This window comes from Serratia sp. ID 25-353 (assembly GCF_054792795.1).
This window is the reverse complement of record NZ_CM139236.1, coordinates 1725153-1747169: the sequence shown is the minus strand read 5'-3', so window position 1 is coordinate 1747169 and position 22017 is coordinate 1725153. Positions and strand designations below refer to the sequence as shown.

General features: G+C 58.7%; 20 protein-coding genes. 9 read left to right on the top strand and 11 right to left on the bottom strand.

The features are described 5' to 3' along the window. Positions 1-27: 27 nt before the first annotated feature. Positions 28-1026 (bottom strand): colicin-like pore-forming protein, encoded by a 999-nt coding sequence (locus ACYF6X_RS08320; protein WP_130018286.1) that lies wholly within the window; start codon positions 1024-1026, stop codon positions 28-30. Between the two features lie 297 nt (positions 1027-1323). Further along, positions 1324-2241 (bottom strand): ABC transporter substrate-binding protein, encoded by a 918-nt coding sequence (locus ACYF6X_RS08315; protein WP_130018287.1) that lies wholly within the window; start codon positions 2239-2241, stop codon positions 1324-1326. A 149-nt stretch (positions 2242-2390) separates the two neighbouring features. On the opposite strand from ACYF6X_RS08315, the gene ACYF6X_RS08310 reads away from it, so the two are divergent. Beyond that, positions 2391-3587: an MFS transporter gene (locus ACYF6X_RS08310; RefSeq protein WP_107226172.1), complete on the top strand. Its 1197-nt coding sequence runs from the start codon at positions 2391-2393 to the stop codon at positions 3585-3587. Here ACYF6X_RS08310 and ACYF6X_RS08305 read toward each other — a convergent pair. Next, entirely contained in the window at positions 3584-5677 is a 2094-nt protein-coding gene (locus tag ACYF6X_RS08305; RefSeq protein ID WP_130018288.1) for a putative bifunctional diguanylate cyclase/phosphodiesterase, read from the bottom strand. The genes ACYF6X_RS08310 and ACYF6X_RS08305 overlap by 4 nt on opposite strands. 934 nt (positions 5678-6611) lie before the next feature. On the opposite strand from ACYF6X_RS08305, the gene ACYF6X_RS08300 reads away from it, so the two are divergent. Together ACYF6X_RS08300 and ACYF6X_RS08295 are read left to right on the top strand one after the other, a co-directional pair. Then, on the top strand, positions 6612-8051 hold the full coding sequence (locus ACYF6X_RS08300) for a serralysin family metalloprotease (protein ID WP_130018289.1): 1440 nt from the start codon (positions 6612-6614) through the stop codon (positions 8049-8051). Between the two features lie 98 nt (positions 8052-8149). Beyond that, positions 8150-8464, top strand: a complete 315-nt coding sequence (locus ACYF6X_RS08295; protein WP_063989848.1) for an AprI/Inh family metalloprotease inhibitor — start codon at positions 8150-8152, stop codon at positions 8462-8464. A gap of 73 nt (positions 8465-8537) precedes the next feature. Here the strand turns inward: ACYF6X_RS08295 and ACYF6X_RS08290 are convergent, their stop codons facing one another. Beyond that, positions 8538-8834, bottom strand: a complete 297-nt coding sequence (locus ACYF6X_RS08290; protein ID WP_063989849.1) for a DUF1330 domain-containing protein — start codon at positions 8832-8834, stop codon at positions 8538-8540. A gap of 1 nt (position 8835) precedes the next feature. Next, positions 8836-9630, bottom strand: coding sequence for a GntR family transcriptional regulator (locus tag ACYF6X_RS08285; RefSeq protein WP_233221847.1), 795 nt, complete (start codon positions 9628-9630; stop codon positions 8836-8838). Between the two features lie 338 nt (positions 9631-9968). Here ACYF6X_RS08285 and ACYF6X_RS08280 point away from each other — a divergent pair, with 338 nt between their 5' ends. From ACYF6X_RS08280 to ACYF6X_RS08255, 6 genes are all read left to right on the top strand, one after another. Next, the gene (locus tag ACYF6X_RS08280; RefSeq protein ID WP_063989851.1) at positions 9969-10571 is read left to right on the top strand and encodes an amino acid synthesis family protein; all 603 of its coding nucleotides are present in this window, start codon (positions 9969-9971) and stop codon (positions 10569-10571) included. After that, positions 10543-11373 carry an alpha/beta fold hydrolase gene (locus ACYF6X_RS08275; RefSeq protein ID WP_063989852.1) on the top strand — a complete coding sequence of 277 codons (831 nt, stop codon included), beginning with the start codon at positions 10543-10545 and terminating at the stop codon, positions 11371-11373. Before ACYF6X_RS08280 ends, ACYF6X_RS08275 begins: the two co-directional genes overlap by 29 nt. Further along, complete coding sequence (locus ACYF6X_RS08270; RefSeq protein ID WP_063989853.1) at positions 11360-12289, top strand: flavin reductase family protein; 930 nt, start codon at positions 11360-11362, stop codon at positions 12287-12289. Before ACYF6X_RS08275 ends, ACYF6X_RS08270 begins: the two co-directional genes overlap by 14 nt. 19 nt (positions 12290-12308) lie before the next feature. Continuing rightward, positions 12309-13346, top strand: coding sequence for an LLM class flavin-dependent oxidoreductase (locus tag ACYF6X_RS08265; RefSeq protein WP_130018290.1), 1038 nt, complete (start codon positions 12309-12311; stop codon positions 13344-13346). Positions 13347-13357: 11 nt separating this feature from the next. After that, on the top strand, positions 13358-14824 hold the full coding sequence (locus tag ACYF6X_RS08260; RefSeq protein ID WP_130018291.1) for an aldehyde dehydrogenase: 1467 nt from the start codon (positions 13358-13360) through the stop codon (positions 14822-14824). Positions 14825-14985: 161 nt separating this feature from the next. Beyond that, a complete protein-coding gene (locus ACYF6X_RS08255; protein ID WP_130018292.1) occupies positions 14986-16371 on the top strand; it encodes a purine-cytosine permease family protein in 1386 nt (461 codons plus the stop codon). On the opposite strand, the gene pqqF is transcribed toward ACYF6X_RS08255, so the two are convergent. Genes pqqF through pqqA form a run of 6 tightly spaced genes read right to left on the bottom strand, consistent with a single transcriptional unit; the run spans position 16368 to position 21914 of the window. Next, positions 16368-18692 carry a pyrroloquinoline quinone biosynthesis protein PqqF gene (gene pqqF, locus ACYF6X_RS08250; RefSeq protein WP_130018293.1) on the bottom strand — a complete coding sequence of 775 codons (2325 nt, stop codon included), beginning with the start codon at positions 18690-18692 and terminating at the stop codon, positions 16368-16370. The two genes, ACYF6X_RS08255 and pqqF, sit on opposite strands and share 4 nt — an antisense overlap. Positions 18693-18694: 2 nt before the next feature. Then, a complete protein-coding gene (gene pqqE, locus ACYF6X_RS08245; protein ID WP_130018294.1) occupies positions 18695-19831 on the bottom strand; it encodes a pyrroloquinoline quinone biosynthesis protein PqqE in 1137 nt (378 codons plus the stop codon). Next, the gene (gene pqqD / locus ACYF6X_RS08240) at positions 19824-20102 is read right to left on the bottom strand and encodes a pyrroloquinoline quinone biosynthesis peptide chaperone PqqD (protein WP_016927749.1); all 279 of its coding nucleotides are present in this window, start codon (positions 20100-20102) and stop codon (positions 19824-19826) included. Before pqqD ends, pqqE begins: the two co-directional genes overlap by 8 nt. Beyond that, positions 20102-20857, bottom strand: coding sequence for a pyrroloquinoline-quinone synthase PqqC (pqqC, locus tag ACYF6X_RS08235; RefSeq protein WP_107226180.1), 756 nt, complete (start codon positions 20855-20857; stop codon positions 20102-20104). Before pqqC ends, pqqD begins: the two co-directional genes overlap by 1 nt. Before the next feature lie 9 nt (positions 20858-20866). Continuing rightward, positions 20867-21778, bottom strand: coding sequence for a pyrroloquinoline quinone biosynthesis protein PqqB (gene pqqB / locus ACYF6X_RS08230; RefSeq protein WP_130018295.1), 912 nt, complete (start codon positions 21776-21778; stop codon positions 20867-20869). Between the two features lie 58 nt (positions 21779-21836). Continuing rightward, the gene (gene pqqA, locus ACYF6X_RS08225) at positions 21837-21914 is read right to left on the bottom strand and encodes a pyrroloquinoline quinone precursor peptide PqqA (protein ID WP_004937827.1); all 78 of its coding nucleotides are present in this window, start codon (positions 21912-21914) and stop codon (positions 21837-21839) included. Positions 21915-22017: the final 103 nt, after the last annotated feature.

Here is a 22017-nt window from a genome sequence, read left to right as displayed (position 1 = left end):
AAAGGCGGCAATTGCCGCCTGATGTGCTTAATAAGCCGAAGGAATGAGCTCGCGATTAAGTTTATCCACCAACTTTTCGTCGATGAGCGAACTTAACAGGCTAATCGCGATGATGCCGGCAAAGGTGAGCGCTGTCAGCACTAATCCTGACAAAGAAAATAAAGAGAGCGTCGTGGCCAATATCCCTAACGCGACACCAGAAGCCAGTCCACTAATGGCCATGGATTCAACTTCAAGCAACAGGGGCTTCCAGTCGCCCGTGGCATAACCTACCAGGTTTTTCTCCCGAATTTTCTCTACTTTCATTGCTGCATCTGCCACTTTGAAAAACTTGCCAACGTTACTCAGCTTGCTTGCCATGTCATTGGCATTAATATTTCGCCAGGCATTGAGCAACGCTTCTTTATCTGCAGGTTTAACCTTCATGTTGGGATTAGCCAGCACTTTTTCTAGTGATTTCATTGCGTCATCAAGGGTGCGTATTCTCTTGCCCTGGAAGTTTTTAATATCGCTCGCGATCTCATTGGCGAAGTCTTGATAGCGCTTGCCGAGATGCTGAGCGATTTCTTTGGCTGAGTCGGCAACGATAGCCGATGCAGATAACAAAAACTCTTTGTCTCTTTTCTCTTGGGCTTCTCGCTTTTTTTTCAACGCATCGGCGAAATTTGCTCGATTCATACCGCTAAATTGCGCGAATTTGGTCATGTGGATTTTTTTTGCAGTCTTCATATCACCGGCTCTTATCGCATCGCGCAACAATTGGTATGACTTTTCCGTTTTGATATAGGGACAGTTTTTCTTACCACAGACCAAGCAAATGTCGTTATCCAACAGCTCTTTGGTTTCTTCGGAAAGTGATGTGTCACCTGTTGGCCAGACAACCAGAGTTTCTTCCGCACCACCAATGCTGATGCCGGTAGTCGGCCATCCCCAACTTTCACCGCTCCAGACCAGACCCGCTTCAGGCGCTATGCCACCGTTGTAACGGTAGGGATCATAATTGATAGTTGAACTGTGTTTCTTCATGTTGATTCCTTAGATGTTAGCAATAAAGTACTGTATTAATAAACAGTAAGTGGGAATCTACATGCGGCTAGGTCAGAACTCAATAATTGATAATAATTATCATTTGTGTTGTTTTTGGCACAAAACTGTCTGAAAATTAACGGTAATGGAAGGTGGAGGATCGGTAGCGATTAACAGGAAAAAGTTTTAGGTAGCAGGCAAGACAAACAAAACAAATAGAGGGCTATCTGGGAATATTCGACAGGCATAGTATCGAGCGGTTCATCAAAGCCCCGCAGTACGGGGCATGTTGCTCTCTCAATCCCCCAGTCCCGGCGGGTTAATCTCCGAATGGGCGATCTTCTCGTCGCTTTCCGCCCAGCGATCCAGCACCTGCAGATAGCTGCCGTTGGCGATGGCGCTGTTGAGCGAAGCCTGCACCGCGTCCACCAGACCGTTGCCTTTCTTCAGCGTGACGGCGATGTTGGCGGTCTTCGGCCAGCCGCCGGGCACGATGCCTACCAGCCGGGTTTTGCCGGTCAGCCGCGCCTGATAAGCGCCGGAGACGTTGGGCCCGAAGGTGGCGTCGGCGCGGCCAGATTGAATGGCCAACGTGGAGGCGGCCTTGTCGGTGACGTACACCGGCTGCAGCGGCGCTAATCCCTTGGCGCGGTTCTCCTTGTCCCAGGCCAGCAGCACCGCTTCCTGATTAGTGCCGGAATCGACGATGATCTTTTTACCGGCGATATCCGGCGCCGTTTTGATCTGGGTGATCTTGCTGTCGGACTTGACGTAGAAGCCCAGCGTATCCTGCCGATAGGTGGCGAAATCGAATTTGGTCTTGCGTTCGTTGGTCACGGTGATGTTGTAAACCGCGGCGTCATATTTGCCGGAGGCCACCCCCAATGGCCAGTCTTCCCACGAGGTGGGCACCAGCTTGAGTTTCAACCCCAAACCGTCGGCCACCAGGCGCGCGATGTCCGCCTCGCTGCCGATCACCGTTTTATTGTCGCGGGCGTACAGGCCGAATGGCGGGCCGCTGCCCAGCAGAGAAATGGCGACCGTCAGCGTGCCGGGTTCCACGAACCGGAAGCCGGTAGGGATTTTGGCCACGGCTTCGGCGCTCTTCACCGTGTGGATAGGCGTTTCGTTGGCGACGAGATCCACGCCCGGTGCGGCGGCGGCGGAAAAACTCAGCAGCGCCGCCATCACTATCATCTTTTTGCTATCTATCATTATGTTAATTACCTTCATTATTATGGGTGTCACACGGTCGTTGCACTATCTCTAAAGGCTGCAGATCTGTGAACGAATAAAATCAACTAACCAATCTTGGAAAAATCATGAGGCGCCTCTGGCGGCGCTGAATCTTTCGGGGATGAACCATGTCGTCGCGTTTCGCTACGTTGGGCCGCATACCGCGCGGCGTGTGGGTATTGGGTGGCGTGAGCCTGCTGATGGACGTTTCCTCGGAAATGATCCATAGCCTGTTGCCGCTGTTTATGGCGACGACGCTCGGTGCCAGCGTGATCGTCATCGGGCTGATCGAAGGGCTCGCAGAGGCGACGGCGTTGATCGTCAAGGTGTTCTCCGGCGTGCTCAGCGATTACCTCGGCAAACGCAAAGGGCTGGCGCTGCTGGGCTACGGGCTGGGCGCCATCAGCAAGCCGTTTTTCGCCATCGCATCGTCGTCCGGCATGGTGATGAGCGCGCGCCTGCTGGATCGCGTGGGCAAAGGCATCCGCGGGGCGCCGCGCGATGCCCTGGTGGCCGACGTGACGCCGCCGGAAATTCGCGGCGCGGCCTTCGGGCTGCGGCAGTCGCTGGATACCGTCGGCGCCTTTTTAGGGCCGCTGCTGGCCGTCGGCCTGATGCTGCTGTGGCACAACGATTTTCGCGCCATCTTCTGGGTGGCGGCGATCCCGGCGGCACTGGCGATTGCGCTGTTGTTTTTCGGGCTGAAAGAGCCGGCAGCCGCGATAACCCACAAGCGCACCAACCCGATCACCCGCGCCAACCTGCGGCTGCTGGGGCGCAGCTATTGGTGGGTGGTGAGCATCGGCGCGATCTTTACGCTGGCGCGCTTCAGCGAAGCGTTCCTGGTATTGAAGGCGCAGCAGGGCGGCACGCCGCTGGCGCTGATCCCGCTGGTGATGGTCGCCATGAATCTGGTCTACGCCTGCTCGGCCTATCCGTTCGGAAAACTGTCCGATCGCATGAGGCATGAAGGATTGCTGAAAGCCGGGCTGCTGGTGCTGATCGCCGCCGACCTGGTATTGGCGCTGAGCGATCATTGGGGCGGGGTGCTGTTTGGCGTAGCGCTGTGGGGAGTGCACATGGGCATGACCCAGGGGCTATTGGCGGCGATGGTGGCGCATACCGCGCCGGCTCATCTGCGCGGCACCGCGTTTGGCATGTTCAATCTGATCAGCGGCGTGGCGCTGCTGCTGGCGAGTCTCGGGGCTGGAACCCTGTGGGAGCTGTTCGGTTCCGCCTCCACCTTCTACGCCGGGGCACTCATCTGCGTGGTGACGCTTATCGGTATGCAGCTGGCGCCGTTCGGCGCACGGCAGGGTGTTTAACGGCCGTCGACAGATTGCGGCACCGCTTGCAGCAGCTCGGGCACCCGCTGGGAGTCCACCGCCCGGCTGAACAGAAAACCCTGGCCGATATGGAAACCGGCTTCGCACAGCGTTTGCCGCTGCTGCTCGGTTTCCACGCCCTCGGCGATGATATCGATCGACAGCTTTTGACCGAGGATGCCGATGCTTTCCACGATCGCCAGGATCGCCGGTTCGGTGTTCATACGTTGTACGAAGTCGCAGTCCAGCTTAATGCAGTCCAGCGGGTAATCCATGATATGGCTGAAGGAGGAGTGGCCGGTGCCGAAATCGTCCAGCGCGATGCGGATGCCCATCTCCTTAAGCATTTGCAACGCGCGCAACACGTACTTCGAGCCGTGCTTGTTGAACGCGTGCTCGGTCACTTCCAGTTCGATCAGGTGGTGGGGAATGTGGAACTTCAGCAGGCGCTGCAGGAAAGTTTCGGCGTAGTTGTCGCGTAAAAACTCGATCGGCGACACGTTCAGCGAGATAGGCCGCACCGCCACGCCTGCCGCGCGCCAGCGGGCGATATCGGCGAAGACTTTCAGCTGCATGGCTTCGCTGATCTTGGTCGCCAGCTCGTAGTCGTTGAACGCCTCGCTTACCGTCGCCGGCAGCTGCACGCCGTTGATCGGGCAGTGCCAGCGCAGCAGCGCTTCAAAGCCGACGATGCTGCCGTCGATCAGACAGACCTTCGGTTGATAGCTCGGGCGGATGCAGTTGTCGCGCACGATCTGGCGCGCGTAGTTGAGCTGGCTGGCGCGGGCGCGGGCCTTGTCCATCATCTTGCGATCGAACATGTAGACGCCGCCGCGGCCGCCGTCTTTGAGTTCATACAGCGCGGTATCGGCGCATTTCATCAGCTCTGAAGCATCGCGGGCGTCTTTGGGGTAGATGGCGCCGCCGATGCTCATGCCGCAATGCAGCGTCTTGCCGCCGTGGGTGATCGGCGTCTCCAGCTGCAGCAGAAACTTGTTGGCGATGCGGAAAATGTCCTGCTCGTTTTCGACGTCGCTGATCACCACGGCAAACTCGTCGCCGCCGAGGCGGGAGACGAACGAATGCGCATTCATGCAAGCGCTGAGCCTTTTACCCAAGACCCGCAGCAGATGATCGCCCGCCGCGTGGCCCAGCGTGTCGTTCACCAGCTTGAAGTGGTCAAGATCCAGCAACATCAGCCCCAGTGACTTATTGCCGTGCAGGGCGCGCTTCATCTCTTGCTTCAGCTTTTTCTTGAACAGGCGCCGGTTGGGCAAGCCGGTCAATTCGTCATATTCGCTGGCGAGCAACAGACGTTGCTCCATCACGCGCTGCGAAGTCACGTCGCGCGAGACGCACAAGATCTCGGCCACGGTGCCGTGCTCATCGCTGACCGGCGTGAGAATGTTGTCCCAGTGCTGTTTTTTACCCTGCGGCGTCACGCTCAATCCCGTAAAGCGCGCATTCTTTCCCGCTCTGACGCTGCGCAGCGCCTTACTGCCGCGGCGACGGATCTCGGGCGACAGTAGCCCCAGCCAGGGCATGCCAAACTCTTTTTGCGCCGGATCAAGGCCGAGCGCCAGGCTGCCGGAGCGGTTCATATGGCGCAGCGTGCCATCGTGATTGATCACTTTGATGCAGTCGACGCTGGCGTCCAGCATGTCTTGCTGGATAGAGAGCGCCTGAACGTTTTGCTGGCGCTGCAGCATTTGCGGATGGATGTCGGTCGCCGTGAGATACCAGCTGGGTTCCAGCGCCATGCCGTCCTGACGGGCGTTAAACGCCAGCATAAACCAACGGTAGGCGCCGCTGCGATCGCGCAGGCGGGCCTCGCCGGCAAATGAAGAGAGGGCAACGATCGCCTGGCGCCATTGCGCGGCCAGCCGCTCGCGATCGTCGGGATGCAGGGCATCGAGCCAGTCAGCGGCGCCGTGTTCACCGGCGATGGCGCCGGTATAGTCGCGCCACTGGTTATTGAAGTAACCGCCAAGGCGGTTGCCGAAGCAAATCAGGCCGGGCAAGTCATCTACGATTTCGCTATAGAGATCAATCGGATTTTTGTTATTGCTCTGCTTGGGCAACAGGGTCATGCGGTATTTCCTCGGAAAATTACCCATATTCTCGCTCTAGAGCAGAGCTTCTTTCAATATAGTCTTGCCAATGAAAATGGGAATAGCCAGCGGGTGCGGCTAAAAATCGGCCCGCTAGCATGGAATACATCCAGCGTGAACGCATTAGGAATACTCCTGTTATTTATAAGCATCCCTTATATTGCAGAGAAAAATAAGTGATCGGACCACGCCGTGTTATTGCCGTGAAAATTAATCATTCTTGATGTTTCTCTATGGCTAAATGTTCAGTCGCCATCATGTACACCCGAACGGCATTCTGCCTGCCCTATGCGACAATACTGACAAAAACCGCACTCCAGACGGGGATAAACGCCATTTTATGCACTCTGCAGCGCCCGTTCACTGGGGCTTAGCGGAAAAATCATGATGCAAATCAAGAAATGTTTTGTTTCATATGTTGACACTTTACTTACGTGTGAGATAGCCTCGCGAATGATAATCATTAGCAAAACTGGATGGTGGCGCAAATGCATTCACGCAATTATCTCCGGGTAACCGTTCGGATAACAGGCCAGATTCACAGCACAAGACCCTGCCTGATGTGGTCTCTGGCAACGAGACAATGCACCGAACGGCCGTTGTCATTAGACCTCTTGAGCGGCATCTCAACGTAGCCTCAACGCGCAGACACTGGAATCACACCCTTGCCGGATCAATGCGGCCTGTTACTTTCGCGCATTTTGTACGGACATATCGCGATCTCATGCAGTTGCATCAGTTCTCAATCATGGGTAAGGAGGCTCGGGTAGTTAAAAGTAAATTTACTCTCTGGGTGTAAAGGGATAGGAAAAAGAGTGGGGCATATCGGGCTATCGCTATTCTCAGGATTTTGATTATCCCTAAGAGACATTTCGGATGTCATATTAATACTAGCTACTTTGTGGAGAAAGTTATGGGTAATACCATGAATGGAAACGAAACGGGTTGGGACAGTGTTAACGATCTTATTCACTACCATGAGCGCGGGAATGGCCTGACGATAAATAACAAACCGTCTTATGACATAAATGAGGCGGGGTTGCAGATAGCGCGCGGCGATAAAACCTGGAATGGCGTTCACGTCACGGGAAAAGAGGCAACGGTGACCTATTCCTTCCCGGATTGGGATTATAACGAACTGAACCTGGGCCACCGCTCCCCGGAGCGCGATACGGGGCTGAGTGCGTTCACGCAACAGCAACAAGAACAGGCGAAGCTGTCTTTACAATCCTGGGCCGATGTTGCCAACATCAAATTTGTCGAAGTGGCTTCAGGTCAACCCTCCAATATTACCTTTGGGAATTATGAGGGGACGGGACAAGCGTATGCTTTGAAACCGTACTCATATAATGGCAATGATTACAGAGGATACAATTCTGATGGGCAAAGTTGGTACAACATTAAGAATCACTCCGAAAATTTGCATCCTGAGCTAGGTAATTACGGCCGCTTAACCATTACCCATGAAGTTGGCCATACTCTCGGGTTAGATCACCCGGGCACTTATAATGCGGGGCAAGGCAGCCCAAATTATACCAAGGCAGTTTACGCCGAAGATACCCGGCAGTTTAGCGTAATGAGTTACTGGAATGAATCCATTACCAACGCGGATCATGGCCATTACTATGCCGCTGCACCGCTGGTTGATGATATCGCGGCCATCCAGCATCTTTACGGCGCCAACATGACCACCCGAACCGGCGACACCGTTTACGGGTTTAATTCAAATACAGGCCGAGACTTCTATACGCTCAAGGACAGCCACGACAAGCTGGTGATGTCTGTTTGGGATGCAGGTGGCAATGATACCCTCGATTTCTCGGGGTATAGCCAAAATCAACGTATCAATTTGAACGAGGGCGCTTTCTCCGACGTCGGTGGATTAAAAGGGAATGTTTCCATCGCTGCCGGCGTCACCATCGAAAACGCGATAGGGGGGGCAGGTAATGACGTCATTGTTGGAAATCACGCAGACAATACGCTCAAAGGCGGCGCCGGCAACGACGTTATTTACGGTGGAGCGGGCCAGGATCAATTGTGGGGAGGGCAAGGTAACGACATTTTTGTCTTCTCTGACCTGAATAACTCGCCTGTTCAGGCTCCTGATACAATTTGGGACTTTGAGTCAGGCAAGGACAAGATCGATCTGTCCTTCTTCAACCAAGGCGATAAAGGCAATGATTTTATTCAGTTTGTCGATCATTTCAGCGGGCAGGCCGGTGAGGCGCTGGTATCCTATGATACCCAAAGCAATCTGAGCGAACTGGCCTTAAACCTCCATGGCGGTGCAAATCCAGACTTCCTGGTGCACATCGTCGGGCAGGCTGACGTCGCTGTTGACTTTATCGTGTAAAACGGCAACGGTGGGCGATGATGCCCACCGTTTTGCATGGGCCAGCTATGTGTAAATCTATTCTTGTCGGAATAATTTTCTTGTTTTCAGGAGCCTCTATGGCAAGCAGTCTGGTTTTACCTTCCGCCGAAACGCTCTCCGGGCAGTGGACGGTCAGCGATAAATCAAAGTCCTGTGTTGTACAGCTCAACACGGAGAGTGTGGAATCGGTCGGCGGCTATAGCCTGAAATTTTTGTCTGATTGCACGCCCGACGTCTTGCCGCAAGAGCCAGTGGCGTGGCGTCCTGCACCCGATGGCATTGCATTGTTAGACAAGGAAGGGCTGACCGTACTTTTCTTCTCTCAGGAAGACGATCATTACCGCAGTCAAATCTGGGCCGAGACGGGAAAGATCCTGAAGAGAAATAACTAGCGGAAAACGCCGGCCTGACCCGGCGGTTATTCCACCTCACGCCACCCAGCCTCCGCCGTAACGGTGGGGGCTTTTATGGGGCGGTCGGCAAGCCGTCGACGATGGCAATCATGGCTTCCGCCACGTGGCGCCGCTGTTGTTTCGCCAACTGATAGGCCGGCGAATGGTAGCAGGCTAACGCGGTGGCGTAGTCGTCGAATTCGATCAGCACATGTTTCACAAACGCCGGGCCTTCCAGCGTTTGCGCCTGTTCGCCGCGGGCGAGAAAACGGGCGTTGAACTGGCGAAACGCCTGGGGCGCCAAATCCATGTAATGCTGATATTGCTGCGGATCTTTCACGGTGACATGGGCAATCCAGTAAGCGGGCATCTCAGGACTCCTGTTGTAGAATGCGCTTGGCCAGCGCGGCGGCCTCGGTCAGATGATCGATGACTTCTTGTCTGGCCTGCGCCGGATTGTTTTGTTCGATGGCGTGATAGATCCGCGTCATACGCTCGAAACCGGCCAGCTGACGCTCCGGGGTTTTCAGGGTCAGGGCGCGCAGGCGGCTGATGCGGCTATTCAGCCGTTGGACGATTTCCCAGGCGATGGCGTGATGAGCCACCTGGAATATGGTTTCATAAAAGGCCTGCGACGCTTCAACGCGCTGAATATCATCCTGCCCGGCCGAAGCCTGGTTAATCGCAATTAATTTTTCATGCAGTTTCTTTTTATCTTCCGGCCCGGCTTTCAAGGCGCAGTCGTGAGCGGCATCCTGTTCAAGCAGCAGACGAATGGTATAAATCTGCTCGGCAATATCCCAGGTCAGAATAGCGACAATCGGCCCTTTCTTGCCGAGCGTTTCAATGAGCCCCTCCGCTTCGAGATAACGGATCACCTCGCGCACCACGCTGCGGCTGACGCCCAGCTCCTCACACAGGCTGCGTTCCACTAAACGATCGCCGGCCTGAAAATACCCTGAGATAATCGCCTGCCTAATTTTCGCCAATGCCAATTCGCGCAAGGTGACCGGTGCATTCTCAATCTTCAATGACGCCTGAACCATAATTGTCTCTATTTTTTGTGGATCATCATTAATCCGGATAACGACGCGTATTTCCGTTTGCCCGGTACTATTAACATCTTTCCAACCCGCAAAGCAACGGCGGCCGATTTCGCGCCGCATCGCCAAAACGGCGAATGTTGCAGCAGCTCACAAAATCGAAAGATAGCCTAAAAAAACCGCTTTTCGTTGCTGATACCCGCTGGCTCAACGGGTTTGGCACGGGCACCGGCCGCTGAGCGGAGGCGGTCATGGCCGGCGTTTTACCCCCGACCAAAGCCCTTGCTGGTTTTTTAATATATTGATTAATAACGATTATTTTCAATTCCTCTTTACCATCCCAGATAAAAATAAGAATACCGTATTATGGTATACCAGACTTTGACATACCAATCTGCCCGATGCTATACCCTCGACTCGCGACATCTGATTAACATTTGATTTACTTTTCGAGGTCCCTTATGCATCAAGACATCCGCAAGACCCTGGTTTTGACAGAAACCCTCTACGCCGACGGTGGCAAGTCGGCGGCCAAACCGCTGGTGATGATCGCCGCGGCTGCGGTAATTAAAAACCCCTGGGCCGGGCAGGGCTTTGTTGAGGATCTGGCGCCAAAGATTCGAGAAATGGCGCCGGTGCTGGGTGAGCTGCTGACCGGTTTGATCCTCAAAGAGGCTGGCTCCGGCGAGCGGGTGGAAGCCTTCGGCAAAAGCGCGGTGGTGGGGCTGGGCGGCGAGTTGGAACACGCTTCGGCGCTGATCCACACGCTGCATTTCGGCAACCACTACCGCTCGGCGGTCAACGGCAAGAGCTATCTGGCGTTCAACAATACCCGCGGGCCGGCCAACGCGCCGATCCTGATCCCCATGATGGGGAAAAACGACGAAGGCAGCCGCGAGCACTACCTGACATTCCAGTTCAACATCAACGACGCGCCTTTCGACGATGAAATCGTCATCGCACTGGGCGCGGCGCTGGGGGGGCGGCCGCATCACCGTATCGGCAACCGTTATTTGGATCTGAAAGAGCTGGGTCATGATCAGAACAATCCGGCAGCTGTCTGAACCCGCTCTGCGGGTAGGGTATCTGGAGGCCGGGCGTGGCGAGCCGCTGGTGTTGATCCACGGCGTAGGCATGAACGCGGAGGCCTGGTATCCCCAGCTCGATGCGCTTAGCGCGCGCTTTCGGGTCATCGCCGTCGATATGCCGGGTCACGGCGAAAGCGAAGGCTTCGCCCACGCCGCGACGCTGGAGGATTACGTGCGCTGGCTGGCGGCCTTCTTAAACACCCTGGATACGCCGAGCGTTGCGGTGGCGGGGCACTCGATGGGGGCACTGATCACCGCCGGTTTGGCAATCGATTATCCGGAGCGGGTCAACCGCGCGGTGGTGATGAGCGGCGTGTTTCAGCGCTCAGCAAAGGCCAGCGCCGCGGTCGCGCAACGCGCCAGCGCGTTGGCCAGCGGCCAGACGCAGCTCGACTCGCCGCTGAGCCGATGGTTTGGCGCCGATCCCGCCGAACAGCGTCTGCGCCGGCAGGTGGGCGGCTGGTTGCAACAGGTGGACGTTACGGGCTACGCCCGCGCGTATCAGGCGTTTGCTACCGGCGATCGGGTGTATGCCCAGCGTTGGCACCTTATCCGCTGCCCGGTGTTGGTATTGACCGGCGAGCACGACGCCAATTCCAGCCCAGAGATGGCACGGCAAATGGCGCAGGCCGCACCGAACGGGCGCGCGGTGATCATTGAGAACGCCAAACACATGGTCAGTCTGACTGATGCGCAACGCGTCAACGCGCTGATGCTCGATTTTCTGACCGCAGAGCAACCTTTGACTTTATTAGGAGCGGCAAATGGACGCGGATAAACGCAGGCAGTTGCGCGACGCTTTCGGCGCCTTTATGACCGGCGTCACCATTGTGACCTCGGTGGACACGCAGGGGCGGCCGATTGGCTTTACCGCCAATTCGTTTTCATCGGTGTCGCTGGATCCGGCGCTGCTGTTGGTGAGCATCGATAAACGTTCGGCGAACCTGGCGCATTTTACCCAGTGCAGCCATTTCGCCATCAATATTCTGGCGGAACAGCAAAAAGAGGCTTCAACCATTTTTGCGCAAAAAAACGAAGACCGCTTTGCGCTGATCGATTGGCGCTGGAGTGCATCACGGGTGCCGCTGATCGATAACAGTTCCGCATGGTTCGACTGCTCGCTGCATCAGGTGGTGGACGCCGGCGACCATGCCATTCTGATCGGCCAGGTCGAAGGGTTCGCGTCCAACGCCACCGCCGGTCTGGGGTATTACCGCGGCGCGTATTTCACGCCTTATCAAAACGCGCAGTCGCTGATTGGCGGGCCGCAGGTGGTAGTGAGCGCGCTGATCGAGTTTGAAGGGCACGCCGTGATGGTGCGGCAAAGCGACGGCGGCTATCAGCTGCCGTCCAGCGCGGTGGAGAAACGCAGCGTCAGCGAAACGTTGGGGGATTTACTGCAGCAGTTGGGCATCAACGCCCATCCGGGTTTCGTCTATTCCGTTTATGACGACCGGCAGAAACACCAACAGCACATCGTTTTTCTGTGCGCGCTGCCGACCGACGCCGGCAGCCTGACGCCGCAGCTGAGCACGGCGGAATGGTTCGACATGCCGACGCTGGCGCGGTTGCCGATCAAGGATCCGGCGCTGCGGTCGATGCTGGGCCGGTTCGTCAAAGAAAACGCCGTGGGCAATTACGGTATCTATTATGGCGATGAGCACAGCGGTGCCATCAAGCAATTCGCCGGTTGAGGCTGAACGGGAGAGTGTGATGAAACTGTCTTTATTCGTGCATATGGAACGAACGTTACCCGACGAACCGCAGGAAAAGCTCTACCAGGAGATGATCGAACTGTGTGAAATCGCCGATCGTGGCGGCATGCACGCCATCTGGACCGGTGAGCACCACGGCATGAATTTCACCATCGCGCCGAATCCGTTTATCAATCTGGCGGATATTGCCCGGCGCACCTCCAGGGTGCGGCTCGGCACCGGCACCATCATTGCGCCGTTCAATCACCCGATCCGTCTGGCGGGCGAGGCGGCGATGACCGACATCATCACCGGCGGCAGGCTGGAGCTGGGGATCGCGCGTGGCGCCTATTCCTATGAATACGAACGGCTGATGCCCGGTTTGACCGCCTGGGATGCCGGGCAGCGCATGCGCGAGCTGATCCCGGCGGTGAAAAAACTCTGGCAGGGCGACTATGCCCATCAGGGGGAATACTGGTCGTTCCCGGCGACCACCTCCTCGCCGCTGCCGAAACAGCAGCCGCATCCGCCGATTTGGGTGGCGGCACGCGATCCTAACAGCCACGAATTTGCGGTGCAAAACGGCTGCAACGTTCAGGTTACGCCGCTGCATCAGGGGGAAGAGGAGATCGTGCGGCTGGTGACCTGTTTCAACGAGGCGCGTGCACGCTTCGCCGCCGAGCAGCCGCTGAAGATCATGCTGTTGCAGCATGGCTACGTGGCGGAAGACGAGGCGGACGCCCGCCTGGCGGCGGAAGATCTCAACCGTTTCTACCACTACTTCGGCGCTTGGTTCAAGAACCAGCGGCCGGTGCGGCAAGGGCTGATTCAGCCGCTGAGCGATGAAGAGATCGCCGCCAATCCTTATTACTCCGCCGACATGATGCGCAATAACCTGGCTATCGGTACCGCCAATGAGGTCATTACGCGGCTGAAAAAATATGAGGCGCTGGGTTATGACGAGTTTGCGTTGTGGATCGACAGCGGCATGAGTTTTGCGCGTAAAAAGGCCTCTCTGGAGCGGTTTATTCGCTGCGTGATGCCGGAATTTCACTGACGGAGGCGCTGATGGAATCGTTCAAACTCTACATCGACGGCCGGTTTGACGCCGGCTCGGCGACCTTCGCCTCGCTCAATCCAGCGACCGGCGAACCCTGGGCGCAGGTGGCGGAAGCCCGCGCCCAGGATGTGGATCGTGCCGTTACGGCGGCGCGCCGGGCATTTCAGGGGGCCGAATGGCGCGACATGACCGCCGGCGCGCGCGGCAAGCTGTTGTTGCGGCTGGCCGACTTGCTGGAGCAGCATGCCCCCGAGCTGGCGCGGCTGGAGACGCTGGATACCGGCAAGATCATCCGTGAAACCCAGGCGCAGATCGCCTATGTGGCGGAATACTACCGGTACTACGCCGGCCTGGCCGACAAGATGGAAGGCAGCGTGCTGGCGATCGACAAACCCGACATGGAAACCTGGGTGCGACGCGAACCGATCGGGGTGGTGGCAGCGATCGTTCCCTGGAACAGCCAGCTGTTTCTTGCGGCGGTGAAAATCGGCCCGGCGATCGCCGCCGGCTGCACGCTGGTGGTCAAGGCAGCGGAAACCGCGCCTGCGCCGCTGCTGGCGTTCGCCAGACTGATAGACGAGGCCGGTTTTCCACGCGGCGTATGCAATGTGATCACCGGCTTTGCCGCCGACTGCGGCGCGGTGCTGACGGCGCATCCGCAGGTAGACCACATCGCCTTTACCGGCGGCGCGGAAACCGCGAAGCACATCGTTCGCGGCAGTGCGGAAAACCTCGCCAGTACTTCGCTGGAGCTGGGCGGGAAATCGCCGTTTATCGTCTTCGACGACGCGGATCTGGCGAGCGCGGCGAATGCGCAGGTGGCGGCCATTTTCGCCGCGTCGGGCCAGAGCTGCGTCGCCGGTTCGCGCCTGCTGGTGGCGGAAAGCATCAAAGACGCGTTTTTGGCCCGGCTGACGGAGAAGGTGCGCAGTATCCGCATCGGGCCGCCGGATCGCCAAGACACCCAATTCGGGCCGCTTTGCACCCGGCAGCAGCAAGAACGGATCGCCGCTATCGTCAGCCGCTCGTTGGAGCAGGGGGCGAAACTGGTGATTGGCCACGCGGCGATCGATTCACCGGGCTTTTACTACCCGCCGACGATCGTCGACTGCAGCGTGCAACCCGGCGCCGAGTGCGTGAAGCAAGAGCTGTTCGGCCCGGTATTGTCGGTGTTGACCTTCAGGGATGAAGCGGAGGCGATTCAGCTTGCCAATGATTCCGCCTATGGCCTGGCGGCCGGCATTTTCACGCAGAACCTGACGCGCGCGCATCGGGTGACCCGTCGCCTGCGGGTGGGCGTGGTGTGGCTGAATACTTATCGAGCGGTATCGCCGCTGGCGCCGTTCGGCGGTTACGGCAAGTCGGGATTTGGCCGCGAGGGCGGGATTGACGCCGCGCTGGAGTACACCACCAGCAAGACGGTGTGGCTGCGTACCAGTGACGATCCGATAGACGATCCCTTCGTCATGCGCTGACTCAGCGCAATCAGGCGCGATCTCGGATCGCGCCGGCAGCCCTGTTTTTATCGCGTTGATACAGGCGACCGCAATGTCGCCGGGGCAAACGCACGCTTTTTTCGGCGTATTCGCACCCTACAGGCTGCAAAAAATAAGAATCCAGGTTAACCGGGGGATATATGAATTCTCAGCCAGAGCAGACCGCGTTTATTGAAGACAAGTCGATCGATTTTGTTCCCGCCGGGGAGCGCCACGGCCATGCCCGCAGCCTGTTCACCCTGTGGTTTTGCACCAACATTGCGCCGCTGGCGGTCGTGACCGGGGCCATCTCCACGCAGACGTTTCATCTCGATATTCTCTCGGCGCTGAGTGCGATTATCGCCGGCCACCTGTTCGGCGGCATTTTTCTGGCGCTGACCTCGGCCCAGGGGCCGCAGGTCGGGATACCGCAAATGGTGCAAAGCCGGGCGCAGTTCGGCCGCTATGGTTCGTTGTTGGTGATCGTGTTCGCCACGGTGATCTATCTGGGGTTCTTTATTTCTAACATCACGCTTTCGGGCAAGGTCATCCATAACGTTATTCCGTCATTGAACATAGGTGTTGCGACGGTGATTGGCGCGGTGCTGGCGACGTTGATCGGGGTGGTGGGCTACCGTTTCATCCACAAGATCAATAAAGTCGGCGCCTGGGTGATGGGCAGCGCGCTGATTCTCGGATTGGTATTGATGTTTTCTCAACCGCTGCCGGCGGATTTTTGGCAGCGGGGATCGTTCAGCATTGCCGGTTGGTTCGCCACATTCTGCATCGGCGCCGTCTGGCAAATCAGCTTCTCGCCCTACACGTCAGACTATTCGCGTTACCTGCCGGCGGAAGTCGGCATTGCCAAACCCTTCCTGTATACCTACTTCGGCGCCTGCAGCGGTACCATTTTAGCCTTCGTGTTCGGCATGGTGGCGGTCAATCTGGTCGCCGGCAGCGACGATGTCATGGAGGCAGTGCGCCAGGCGACGGGAGGGTTGGGTCCGGTGCTGATGGTGCTGTTTCTGATCAACATCATCTGCCATAACTCGATGAATTTGTACGGTGCGGTGCTCTCGTTGATTACCGCCGCACAGACCTTCTTACCGCAGTGGATGCCTAATGCGCGCATACGTACGCTGTTCTCCGCAGTGATTTTGCTGGGCTCGGTGTGGGTGGCGCTGGTTGCCTCGGCCAACTTCGTTCATCTGTTCCTGAACCTGATCTTTGCCTTGATCTCGGTGCTGATCCCGTGGTGCATGATCAACCTGATCGATTTTTACCTGCTTAACCGCCAACGCTATGACATCTCGGCCATTTTCAGCGCCGACGGCGGGCGCTATGGTCTGCTCAACACCCGCGCGCTCGGCGTTTATTTCGGCGGTATTGCGGTGCAGGTGCCTTTCGTCGAGAACGCGTTCTTCTCCGGCCCTTACGCCAATCTGATCCCGGGCGCAGACATTTCCTGGGTGATCAGCATGGTACTGACCGGTATCGCCTATCCATTGTGTTGTTCACGACGGGCTAACTGGGCAGTGCAGCTTTAAATGTCATCGCCCTGGAAAAGCCGCTGCTGCCAGTGCGACAGTTGGGTCAGCGTGACTGGCGCAGCGTCAGCAATGGCCACGCGATCTTCCAAGGCAATTTCTCGGGCACGCTGCAACGATTCGGTGCTGAGGCGCTGCAAACTTTGCCGCAGCGCCTGCTGCGTTTGCGCCAGCTCGCTTGCGCCCACGTGCGTCAGTTCATGACGCATCTGCAGTAAGAATTCGTCGGTTAACTGCTGCAGCTGTTCAACGTTGAACGTCGGGGATTGCAGGGCGAACAGCAGGCCTTCGGCATCGGCGCAGCGATGGAAGGCGCATTGGACCACGTAGCCAACGTTGCGATCCACGCGCAACCGCTGAAAATAGCGCGGCGCGTAAAGCTGGGCCAGCACGCGCAGCGCCCAACGGCCTTCGGCTTCGTCGTTCGGCAGCGGGTAAAACTGCAGCAAGGCGTGTTCGGTGCCACTTTCCGTCAGCGTGACGGGGCGATGATGCTGATGTGCCGGCCGCGGCGGCTGCGCGGCTACGGAATAGGGGAAGTCGTACAGCAGGTGCGACAGCGACTGTTTTAACTCGCCATCGCCGCCGATCAAGGTGGCATGCCATTGTGCCGCTGCTGATGTTGGCGTGCTGAGCGCCGCCGGCAATTGGGCTAACAGGCGGCGAATGGCGATATCGTTTTGTTCTTTCAGCTGCGTATGGCGCAGGTTTCTTGCCGCCTCGTTGAGGATAGCCGGCGGCAACACCGCCAGCGCCCGGTTTACGACGCTCAGCCCGTGGCAAAGCAGCGCGTGGCTGCCCGCCAGCTGCAGCAGCCACACGCCCTGGTGGCGTTCGAAGCTTAAATGCCCCTCCCGATGCGCCAGATCTGCCGCCCCGGGGCGCAGCGCCGCCTGTAAGCCGTAGGCCTGTTCATCGCTGAAGGGGCTGGACGGCGTCGGCCGCAGTAGCAGCACCGGCTGCGCCTCGTCGGGGAGCAGATGCCGCAGCGGCGCCAGGCCGGCAGGCAATGTCGGGCTCGGCAGCGCCGTCGAGAAGGAGAAAAAGCGGAAAGGTTCCAGTGTAGACGTCAGCGCGGCGCCGGCGAAGGGGCTAAGCGCCAGCGGCAACCCTTGAATTTCACGGGGTTCGCCGCTGCCATCGGGCCGCACGGCCAGGCGACGGCGCGGCGCGCTAATCAGCGCCGCAATATGCCGTGGCCAATCGTCGTTCGGCTCCACCGGCGGTAACCCAAACGCTCTGGCGCGCAGCTGATCGAGCGGCGCCAAACGGTGGAAATCGCGATTTGCCAGCCGCTCGTAATGCGCAAGTTGAGCCGGTGCCAGCATCTGCAGCGCCTGCAACCACGCCAGCAGCGCGCTTTCGATGTGGGCAGCTTCAGCGGCGGAACCGTGATTGACGGTAAAGATAAAACTCAGCAGCGCGTTGTTCTCACTGCAGCGCGAATAATCGAGACGAACGGCGTCGCACCACGCCTGAGCGCGCAGCCGGGCCAGCAATCCGCCGGGGGCTTCGTCCAGCAGCAGGCGCTCCAGCCGCCGCAGCCAACCGCGCGAATGGGAGCGCGGCAGGGCAAACACCAGCCTCAGCTGCGGCGTGCCGGGAAGAGACAGAGTGTAATCTTCCGCAGCGGTCAGCGGCGGTGAGGCTTCGTGCGGGGCGGCGTTGCCCGATGGCAAGCGGCTGTCGCAACGCTGTGCCAGCGCATGCAGCTGCGCCAACGACTGCGGGCCTTGCAGCCACAGCGTCATATTAGGCGCGCGAAAATAGCGCTGGTGAAACTGCCGCAGCGCCTGATGCAAGGCGAAAATGTCGTTGCCGAAAGCGGCGCGGCTGCCGATATGAAAGCGATGCATTGCGTCAAGGCCGCCAAACATCTGCCGCTGTGCGGCTTCGCAGCGGGTTTCAACCTCGGCGCGCAGCAGGCGGTATTCGGCGTCGATGACCTCAACCTCCTGTGCGATCGCTTCGGCCGCCAGCTGTGGGGCGGCGAGCAAATCGCTCAGGCGCGCCAGCCCCTGCGCCAAATGATCGGCGCTCACCTCGAAGAAAAACGCGGTTTGCGTAGCCTGGGTGGTGGCGTTCAGTCGGCCACCCACCGACGGTACCCAGCCCATAAGGCCATCTTGCGCGCTGAAGTTCGCACTGCCGCGAAACAACATATGCTCCAGCAGGTGCGCCAGGCCTGGCCAGGCGACGGGCGCCTGAAAACTGCCTGCCTCAATGCGCACCAGCGCGGCGGCGGCGGCGACGGCAGGATCGCTTATCGCCTTGACGGCCAAACCGTTGTCGAGCTGCCACGAGGCGGCGGTGAGCGTCATCGTCAACCCTTGAAAATCAGACGAGAGTTGGTTTGATTGCGAAAACGCAGCTGATCGATACCGATCTGCGAACGGTTCGCCGCTTCCCGCGCCGCCAGAATGGTGCCGTGGTGCGGCGATTTGCCGCATACCGGGTCGGCGTTGTCGGCGTTACCGGTCAGCATGAACGCCTGACAACGGCAGCCGCCGTAGTCTTGCTCTTTCTCCGAGCAGGAACGGCAGGGCTCCGGCATCCAGTCATAGCCGCGATAACGGTTAAAGCCGAACGAGTGGTACCAAATATGCGGCAGATCATGCTCCAGTACCGACGGGAAGGCGATCGGCAATTGACGGGCGCTGTGACAGGGTAACGCCATGCCTTCCGGCGTCACGCTCATGAAGATCGCTCCCCAGCCGCCCATGCAGCCTTTGGGGCGCTCCTCGTAGTAATCCGGCGTGACGAACAGCAGGTTGGCCAGCTTGCCGTCGGCGGCCATGCGTTCGCGGTAGCGTTTCACCACCGCTTCCGCGTCGGCGATCTGCTCGCGGGTTGGCAGCAGGCCCTCACGGTTGAGGTGCGCCCAACCGTAGAACTGGCAGGTCGCCAGCTCGACGTCGTCGGCGTCCAGCTGGATCGCCAGTTCGATGATACGGTCGATCTGGCCGATATTATGGCGATGCAGCACGAAGTTGAGCACCATCGGATAGCCGAGCGCCTTGACCGCCTTGGCCATGGCCAGCTTCTGCTGAAACGCCTTGGCGGATCCCGCCAGCGCGGCGTTCAGCGTTTCGTCGCTGGCCTGAAAACTGATCTGGATATGGTCCAGCCCGGCGTCGGCGAAGGTCTGCAGCTTCTTCTCGGTCAGGCCGATGCCGGAAGTGATCAGGTTGGTGTAAAAGCCGAGATCGCGCGCGGCGGCGATCAGCTCGGGCAGGTCTTTACGCACCAACGGCTCGCCGCCGGAAAACCCGAGCTGCACGCTGCCCATCGCCCGCGCCTGGCGAAACACCTCGATCCACTGCGCGGTGGTCAGCTCTTTTTCCTGCGCGGCAAAATCGAGCGGGTTGGAGCAATAGGGGCACTGCAGCGGGCAGCGGTAGGTCAGCTCCGCCAGCAGCCAGAGCGGCGGGTTCACCGCCGGCGCGCGTGCATCAGTCACGGAAGGTCACCCATTTTTGTTCGTAGGCGCGCTGGAAAAATTCCAGCACGTCATCCGCCAACCCCTCGGCGCCGGGAAAGCGGGCGTTCAGCTGCGCGATGATGCCGTTCAGCGTGGTGTGGCCGTCGACCAGCTGCAAGATGGCGGCGGCGCTGTCGTTCAGCTTGGCCATACCTTCCGGGTAGAGGATCACGTGGCTGTTTTGCACTTGCTCCCATTGCAGGCGGTAGCCGCGGCGGAAGACGGGGGTGTGTTCAGGGTTCAGCGTCATTACACCAGCCTCTGGTTGTGCCATACCCGCGCGGCGGTCACGCTGTGGTAAGGCGGGCGGTTCAGGGTATAGGCCATGCTCATGGCGTCCAGCATGCTCCACAGAATATCCAGCTTGAACTGCAGGATCTCCAGCATGCGCTGCTGCTTTTCAACGGTGTCGCAATAGTCCAGCGCCAGCGCCAGGCCGTGTTCCACATCGCGGTTGGCCTGGCCGAGGCGGCTGCGAAAATAGTCGTAGCCGGCGGCGTCGATCCACGGATAGTGCTGCGGCCAGCTGTCGAGGCGCGACTGGTGGATTTGCGGTGCGAACAGTTCGGTCAGCGAGCTGCAGGCCGCTTCCTGCCAACAGGCGCGGCGCGCGAAATTGACGTAGGCGTCCACCGCAAAGCGCACTCCCGGCAGCACCAACGCTTCAGAGAGCAGGGTGTCGCGCTGCAGCCCGACGGCTTCGCCCAGGCGCAACCAGGCTTCGATGCCGCCTTCGCTGCCGCCGTAGCCATCGTGATCCAGGACGCGCTGCACCCATTTGCGGCGGGTTTCCGGCTGTGGGCAGTTAGCCATGATCGCCGCATCCTTAATCGGAATGCTGGTCTGATAGTAGAAACGATTGGCCACCCAGCCCTGGATCTGCTCACGGGTCGCTTCGCCGTTGTGCATCGCGATGTGGTACGGGTGGTGAATATGGTAATAAGCGCCTTTGGCGCGCAGCGCCGCTTCAAATGCCGGCGGAGTCAGGGGCAGTGGTTGCGTCATGGCGGTTCCCTACAGTTCGATATTCATGCCGTCCCAGCTCACCTCGATGCCGGCGTCGGTCAGGCTTTGCCGCTCTACCGAGTCTTCATTGAGGATAGGGTTGGTATTGTTAATGTGGATCAGGATTTTGCGCCTGGCGGGCAAAGTGGCGAGCAGGGCCGCCAGCCCGTGTTCTTCCGCCAGCGCCAGATGCCCCATGTCCTTGCCGGTATTGCGGCCCACGCCGGCATTGGCCAGCTCGTTGTCGCGCCACAGCGTGCCGTCGATCAGCAGGCAGTCTGCGCGGCGCAGCCACGGCAGCAGCGCCTCGTCCGGCTCACCCAGGCCCGGCGCGTACAGCAGCCCGACCCCGCGTGCGATATCTTCGATAAACAGCGCCACGTTATGGCCCGGCAACGGGCGATCGCGGTACGGCGAATAGGGCGGCGCATTGCTGAGCAACGGAATGGCGGTAAAGCGCACGGTCGGGCAGACCGCCGTGTGGAACGGCTCGCCGGGCGTTATCGGGTGGTGAATCAGCCCGCCGTTCCAGTGGGAGAGCATGGGAAACACCGGGAAGCCGGTGCTGAGATCGTCATGCACTTCGGGCGTGCACCAGACGTGATGCGGGCAGCCTTCGCGCAAATTGAGCAAGCCCGCGCTGTGATCGATCTGGCTGTCGGTCAGCACGATCGCGCCGATGCCGGTGCCGCGCAGCACCTCGGGATTATTCAATTCGGGCGAGGCCAGCAACTGATGGCAAATGTCCGGGGAAACGTTGCACAGCACCCAGTTTTTACCGTCGTCGCTGACGGCGATAGAAGACTGTGTGCGGCGCTTGGCGCTGATGCTGTGGTCGCGAACGCCCCGGCAGTTGTCGCAGTTGCAATTCCACTGGGGAAAGCCGCCGCCCGCCGCCGAGCCGAGAACTTTTATCTGCATGTCTAAACCAGAAAGAGAGGGAAAGAAATGCCCGCGCGAAAGGCGGGCAGACGGGCGATTAACGGTTGGAAATGTACAGCGTCACTTCCAGCCCCAGACGCAGGTCAACAAACTCAGGTTTAGTCCAGGTAGTCATAGCGGTGCTCCTTAGCATGCATCGTAATATGTCGAGCCTAATGAGAAACGTTCGCATTAGGCTGGCCCAATGTTGACGAAATGTGACGGAGATCGCAACCTTT